Source organism: Mycobacterium sp. NGS11 (assembly GCF_059813315.1).
In genome coordinates this window covers 1-872 of sequence record NZ_JCALEJ010000069.1, presented here as the reverse complement: position 1 = coordinate 872, position 872 = coordinate 1, and the positions used below count along the sequence as shown (strand labels likewise).

Genomic DNA, 872 nt, shown 5'->3' with positions numbered 1-872 from the left:
GGTGCGGACCACGGAATCCTCCCTGCGGTCCCGCCAGCCGGCAATGACTTTGAACTGACTGTGCGACAGTGCTTTACGCATATCTAATCCCAGATCTATCGTGCGCAACAACGCCGTCAGTGCGTTGATGGACCGGGTGCGTTCAGCGACCATCTGTTCGTGGGCAACGACCAGCACCCGCAACACCACCCGCGGTCCGGTGGCACGTGGCCACCGCAAACGTGAGGTGTCGACCGCCAGGACCGAGCGGGCGATCCGGACCGCATCCAGGGCATCGGTCTTGCCCACACCGCGACGCTGGGCGGCGGGCATCGCTGACGGCTCTGCAACCGTCAGTCCGCGGGCAGTGACCCGGTCAGCCAGTCCTGCACCGTAAGAGCCGACTCCTTCGATGACGATCAACGACGACTGCCCATCGATCCTGTGCACGATCCAGGTCAAAGCGCGGTCGAGTGCTGCCGGCGTGTTCGCAAACACCGACTGATCGATCACCGCCCCCGTCGATGCAACGACCAGCGCTAAAGAGTGGGAGGCGGCGTGAGTGTCGACCCCGATGACAAACGTGTAGTGCTCTGCGACGATAGGCATTGCGACCGAGTTCCTTTCCGTTGGGCGACGTCGTATCGGCGTCGGCCCGGGGAGAACTTCGAGGCAGGCCTGTAACGGGCCACGACCCGCGGCTACGGGTCGGGCAGGCTTCTAATCAAGCCACCGAAGCAAGACCGGGCCGGCGTCGCCGCCCTCGATCGGATGGACAGATCCCGGGTAGAGCACCCTCACGGGGCCAGACGATTCAAGAGTCACACCCAATCAGGACGGCAACACCGATCCTGTCAGCCAGCACCGGGCCAGCCGTGTAAAGACTTACAGGC

At 63.9% G+C, this 872-nt stretch carries 1 protein-coding gene; it reads right to left on the bottom strand.

Annotation, left to right across the window (positions count from 1 at the left end; translation table 11 throughout):
• The coding region (locus tag AC5Y4T_RS26140; protein WP_142305315.1) for an IS110 family transposase at positions 1 to 588 on the bottom strand (588 nt) is incomplete at its 3' end.
• Positions 589 to 872: the final 284 nt, after the last annotated feature.